6 protein-coding genes and 1 tRNA gene are annotated in these 4,874 nt (G+C 56.3%); 1 reads left to right on the top strand and 6 read right to left on the bottom strand.

Annotation, left to right across the window (positions count from 1 at the left end; all coding sequences use genetic code 11):
- Positions 1-276 (top strand): hypothetical protein (locus tag ABCN01_RS09485; protein WP_342997061.1); only part of this gene is annotated, 276 nt, incomplete at its 5' end.
- Positions 277-379: 103 nt separating this feature from the next.
- Here the strand turns inward: ABCN01_RS09485 and rplT are convergent.
- The 6 genes from rplT to fba all read right to left on the bottom strand — a co-directional run bounded on the left by rplT (position 380) and on the right by fba (position 4,692).
- A complete protein-coding gene (gene rplT / locus ABCN01_RS09480) occupies positions 380-739 on the bottom strand; it encodes a 50S ribosomal protein L20 (protein WP_006234421.1) in 360 nt (119 codons plus the stop codon).
- A gap of 46 nt (positions 740-785) precedes the next feature.
- Positions 786-977: a 50S ribosomal protein L35 gene (gene rpmI, locus ABCN01_RS09475; protein WP_006234422.1), complete on the bottom strand. Its 192-nt coding sequence runs from the start codon at positions 975-977 to the stop codon at positions 786-788.
- A 32-nt stretch (positions 978-1,009) separates the two neighbouring features.
- Positions 1,010-1,579 carry a translation initiation factor IF-3 gene (infC, locus tag ABCN01_RS09470; protein ID WP_117629662.1) on the bottom strand — a complete coding sequence of 190 codons (570 nt, stop codon included), beginning with the start codon at positions 1,577-1,579 and terminating at the stop codon, positions 1,010-1,012.
- Between the two features lie 431 nt (positions 1,580-2,010).
- A tRNA-Leu gene (locus ABCN01_RS09465) sits at positions 2,011-2,097 on the bottom strand.
- A 39-nt stretch (positions 2,098-2,136) separates the two neighbouring features.
- A complete protein-coding gene (locus tag ABCN01_RS09460) occupies positions 2,137-3,570 on the bottom strand; it encodes a transglutaminase-like domain-containing protein (RefSeq protein ID WP_342997060.1) in 1,434 nt (477 codons plus the stop codon).
- A 255-nt stretch (positions 3,571-3,825) separates the two neighbouring features.
- The gene (gene fba / locus ABCN01_RS09455; protein WP_035137086.1) at positions 3,826-4,692 is read right to left on the bottom strand and encodes a class II fructose-1,6-bisphosphate aldolase; all 867 of its coding nucleotides are present in this window, start codon (positions 4,690-4,692) and stop codon (positions 3,826-3,828) included.
- Positions 4,693-4,874: the final 182 nt, after the last annotated feature.

Raw genomic sequence — 4,874 nt, 5'->3', positions numbered from 1 at the left:
TTCGATGTCTGCCCGGATGCGACACTCAATGTGTCCATCCTCGCAGTATCCGGTTCTCAAGGTGCACGCTTTGCGGCCGATCCGGTTGCACCGGGCCGCGCGGCAAGGAGATATATTGCCAGACCGCGAAGCTCTGTGAGACGTCAATTCCACTCTTCACAAGTCCTACACAACATATTGCTTTCTATAGGTAATAGAAAGACTGGTGCGGATCTTCCGCACGTATCAGATGATGACCCTTTGGTTCAGGAATATATAGAGATCGGTCACCTGTAAGTGTTTATCTACCCGCGCTTTTAGCAATGTAAACCGCGCTTCAGATAAAAAGAGGGAGCGCCGCGCACAACGCGACACTCCCCTAGCGATTCAAGAGAATCTATTAGGCCTCGAGAGCCTTCTTGGCGATGGTAGCCAGCTCGTTGAAGGACTCGATGTCCTCGTAAGCCATCTGAGCCAGGACCTTGCGGTCGAGCTCGATGCCGGCAACCTTCAGGCCGTGCATGAACTGAGAGTAAGAGATGTCGTTCAGGCGAGCAGCAGCGTTGATACGGGTGATCCAGAGAGAACGAATCTCGCGCTTCTTGTTGCGGCGATCACGATACTGATACTGCAGGGAGTGCTGGACCTGCTCTTTAGCATGCTTGTAAGTACGCGAAGCGGCACCGTAGTAACCCTTCGCACGGTGCATAACGGTACGGCGCTTCTTCTTGGCGGCAACAGCGCGCTTAATACGTGCCATGTTCTATCAACTCCTATACGGTAAAACGAAAAACGGGAACGCGAACTTAGGCGAGACGCGACTTGATGACCTTGCGGTCGGCAGCGGCGATCTCGGTCTCCTGACGGAAGCCACGCTTACGCTTGGTGGACTTCTTGCTCAGGATGTGGCTCTTGAAAGCCTTGGCGCGCATAAGCTTGCCGGTACCAGTCTTGCGGAAACGCTTCTTGGTGCCGCTGTGGGACTTCATCTTAGGCATGAAATACTCCTTAATCGGTTACAGAACACTAGTTACTTGGTATCGCTTGCCGCTTTATCCTCATCGAAGGCGCCCTTAATCGGGGCGAGCAGCATAAGCATGTTACGGCCTTCCATTTTAGGCTTGGACTCGACCGTAGCGTAAGGCTTGAGATCCTCGGCGAGACGCTCGAGAACGTTAAGACCCCGCTCCGGGTGAGCCATCTCACGGCCGCGGAACATGATGGTGATCTTAACGCGTGCGCCCTTCTTGAGGAAACGCAGAACGTGGCCCTTCTTGGTCTCGTAGTCACCAACGTCGATCTTGGGTCGGAACTTCATTTCCTTAACCTCGACCTTGGACTGGTTCTTACGAGCAGCTTTGGCCTTCATGGCCTGCTGGTACTTGAACTTACCGTAGTCCATGACCTTGCAGACCGGCGGCTCCGCGTTGGGAGCGATCTCGACCAGGTCGAGACCCTGATCGTCGGCGACGCGCTGGGCATCGCGGATGGCGAACAGGCCGAGCTGAGAGCCATCGACGCCAATCAAACGGCACGAAGATGCAGTGATCTCGTCGTTGATGCGGGTGTCATCAGACTTAGCTATTTTCCCTACCTCCATTCATAAAAAAATAACCCGGCGCTTCTCAGCAACCAGGTCGTACACATAGACTTCCTCGATTTGAGGAAGGAGATCTAAGTTGTATGACCAGTCAGCTGCTCATTGGCGCCAAAAGGTGGGAACCCTCGGGTTCCTCTTTGGGGCATTGCGGGAACAACGCCTTGCGAATAATAACACGTATAGCGCGTTATCACATTACGTACACGAAAAAGGGGCCTTGACCCCCTTGAACGCTCGCTTGCATGTATGGTGCCCGAGGCGAGACTCAAAGGGCTTTCGCTTCGCGAAGCCCCGGGCTTCGGGCGCGTGGCGCCCTCGCCACGCTCCGCTACAAACAGGCCACAGGCCTGTTTGCTTAACGCTTCGCGCGCTCACGCGAGTTCGGCACGAAAAAGGGGGCCGCAACCCCCTTGAACGCTCGCTTGCATGTATGGTGCCCGAGGCGAGACTCGAACTCGCACGTTGTTGCCAACGGTGGATTTTGAGTCCACTGCGTCTGCCAATTCCGCCACTCGGGCACGCAATGCGTGAGTTAGTTTATCACAGCTTTCTGTTGATTAGTCCGAAAATGGAACTTCGAGCATTTCGATGAGCTCGACCGAACGGAGCATCTCGCGCTGACGGCATCCACGACCGTCGACCGAAGCCTCGCCCATCTGGTTATCGTAAGGGTCCTCGCGCATGCCGTCGAAAGAGGGCTCAAACTCTGCCTGGAATCGATTGTTGGCCACCATACGCCACGGGTCGAGATTGCCAAAGTAGTGACGGCGGCGCCACTCCTCCCCCATCCTGCGAGCAGAAGATCCAAATGACACGTCGGCGTTGAGCCAACCGGTCTGCGGCGTATAGAACTCTGCCCAGTCGTGCGACCCCACCGAATCGGGCGCAACATACAGGCCGCTCTGCCAACGGGCAGGCACGCCCGCGATACGGCACATGGTGATAAACGTGAGCGCCATAACGCCGCAATCGCCGCGGAGCGAATGCGCACAGTCATCGGCAATAGATCCCAAAAGCAAGTACGGCGGCTGATAGCGATAGTCGATATACTGCGTCAGATAATCATAGATAGCACGGGCGCGATCGAGCGGATCCTCGAGTCCGTCAACAACACCGGCCGTCAGCTGCTGCAGATACGGCGTGAATGCAATGTGCGGACGGTCCTCAGAAATATCCTCGGGCAGCGGCGCGTCCATACGCGGATGCGACGGAAGCGCACCCCCATAAATATCGCGATAAGCGGCATTGATTTGATAGCGATAGGTCACCGAGAATGAGCGATCACTCGAAGAAGACCACGAGGCGGTACGCGCCGAAGCGTTCGCGGGAGCAACAGCACCCTCCGGCGTCATATCGAGAACCTCGATATGAGACTGTTGACGACAGGCGGCGGCAACGGGTAGCCAAGCGCGAACGGTCTCCCCCTCTAGAGCGCCGGGGACAGACAAGGACGCCTTAAGCGTAATAACGCGAGTCAATCCGTTTTGCGACTCCATCTCCTTGAGCATCTCGTTGCGCAGTGCTATTCCGTCCGTAGGATCGGGACGCATGCCGGGGACCTCTTTGGGATATACGCGAAGCGAATCGAGGAAGTTGTCGAGAACGAACAGCTCACCATCGATAAAGCGCCAGTCAATACGCTTACGGTCAATCAGATCGTCAAACTGCTCCTCGGTAAACTCAGGCCACTCCTCGCGAATCATCGCAATAGCCCGATCGCGCGACACCGAAAAATGAAGCGGCGTCTCGATCATGCGATACCGTTCGGCGCGAACGCAAGCGGCCAACGAGGGATCGGGATTCTGCTCCAAAAGACGATCGCAGGCAGCAACAGCCTGCGTCAAATACCCGGCACCCTTAAGACGAAGAATCTCAGGCGGTAGCCCAATATCGAGATGGCGAAAATCATCACAGCAAACATCGACAGAGCAACCAACAGAGCCCTCGTCAATAACCTTCCCATCCGAAGGCAGCACATCAATAACAGCCATACCAAACTCCAAGTCATTAGAACTCTTGAAGCCCATTGTAGCGAGATAAAAAAGAAAGCCCCAGTCAAGGAGCCCTCAACACCGACAAACGATAGCTATAAGAAATAATCAGCCCAGTAACCCTGTAGCGAGTTAACGAAGGAGGCCCCGTTTCCCCGGAGCTGATTCCGTCGCGCGACTTCTGGCGAAGCCAGGTGAGCGCGAGGGAAACAGCGTAGGGGAAACGGGGCCTCCGGCGGGAAGTTAAACCGCTACTTACGCCTTGTTGACGGAGCCAAACTCCTCCATGAGCTCCTTGGTGCGGGCAACGATGTTGTCGCGACCAGGCTTGAGGAGCTTGCGGGGGTCAAAGCCCTTGCCCTGCTGATCCTTGCCAGCCTCGATGTACTCGCGAACGCCCTTGGCAAAGACGAGCTGCAGATCGGTGTTGACGTTGATCTTGGAGATACCCAGGGAGATGGCCTTCTTGATCTGATCCTCGGGGATGCCGGTGCCACCGTGCAGGACGAGGGGCAGGTCGCCGGTCTGAGCCTTAATCTCGCCCAGGCGCTCGAAGGAAAGGCCAGCCCAGTCGGCAGGGTACACGCCGTGGATGTTGCCGATACCGCAAGCGAGGAAGTCGACGCCCAGGTCAGCAATCTGCTTGCACTCAGCAGGATCAGCGAGCTCGCCGCTGGAGGTCACGCCGTCCTCGGTGCCGCCGATGCCGCCGACCTCGGCCTCGATGGACATGCCCTTGGAGTGGGCAAGCTCAACGAGCTCCTTGGTGCGGTCGAGGTTAAGCTGGAAGGTCTCCTCGTGAGAGCCGTCATACATGATGGACGTGAAGCCGGCCTCGATGCACTTGAAGCAGTCCTCGTAAGAACCGTGATCGAGGTGAAGGGCGACGGGAACGGTAACGCCCGTGGCCTCGACGGCAGCCTTGACCATGTCGGCGCAGACCTTGAAACCGCCCATCCACTTAGCGGCACCAGCGGTGCACTGAAGGATCAGCGGAGACTTGGCCTCCTCGGCGGCCTGGAGAATAGCCAGGGTCCACTCGAGGTTGTTGGTGTTGAAGGCACCGAGACCGTACTTGCCGGCTTCGGCCTTCTTGAGCATGTCTGCTGCGTTGACGAGCATAAAAGAAACCTCCTGTAAGGTTGCTCCGATAACGCCTGAGATTTTACCACGACATACCCGAGCATAAACGTTCGTTTGTTCACGAATACCATCCGATTGGACAAACCTTGATTATCAACTTTATCCGAACACCTCCCACATTCATCCGCACATGTGCGGATGAATGTGGGAACCCGATACCC

The sequence above is a fragment of the Collinsella aerofaciens genome (genome assembly GCF_039062365.1).
Taxonomy (GTDB): domain Bacteria; phylum Actinomycetota; class Coriobacteriia; order Coriobacteriales; family Coriobacteriaceae; genus Collinsella.
This window is presented reverse-complemented; position numbering and strand designations above follow the sequence as displayed.

What these genes read in the sequence shown, in the direction of transcription:
- rpmI (WP_006234422.1), bottom strand. Translation starts at nt 977, where the DNA reads ATGCCTAAGATGAAGTCCCACAGCGGCACCAAGAAGCGTTTCCGCAAG.
- rplT (WP_006234421.1), bottom strand. Translation starts at nt 739, where the DNA reads ATGGCACGTATTAAGCGCGCTGTTGCCGCCAAGAAGAAGCGCCGTACC.
- fba (WP_035137086.1), bottom strand. Translation starts at nt 4,692, where the DNA reads ATGCTCGTCAACGCAGCAGACATGCTCAAGAAGGCCGAAGCCGGCAAG.
- ABCN01_RS09460 (WP_342997060.1), bottom strand. Translation starts at nt 3,570, where the DNA reads ATGGCTGTTATTGATGTGCTGCCTTCGGATGGGAAGGTTATTGACGAG.
- infC (WP_117629662.1), bottom strand. Translation starts at nt 1,579, where the DNA reads ATGGAGGTAGGGAAAATAGCTAAGTCTGATGACACCCGCATCAACGAC.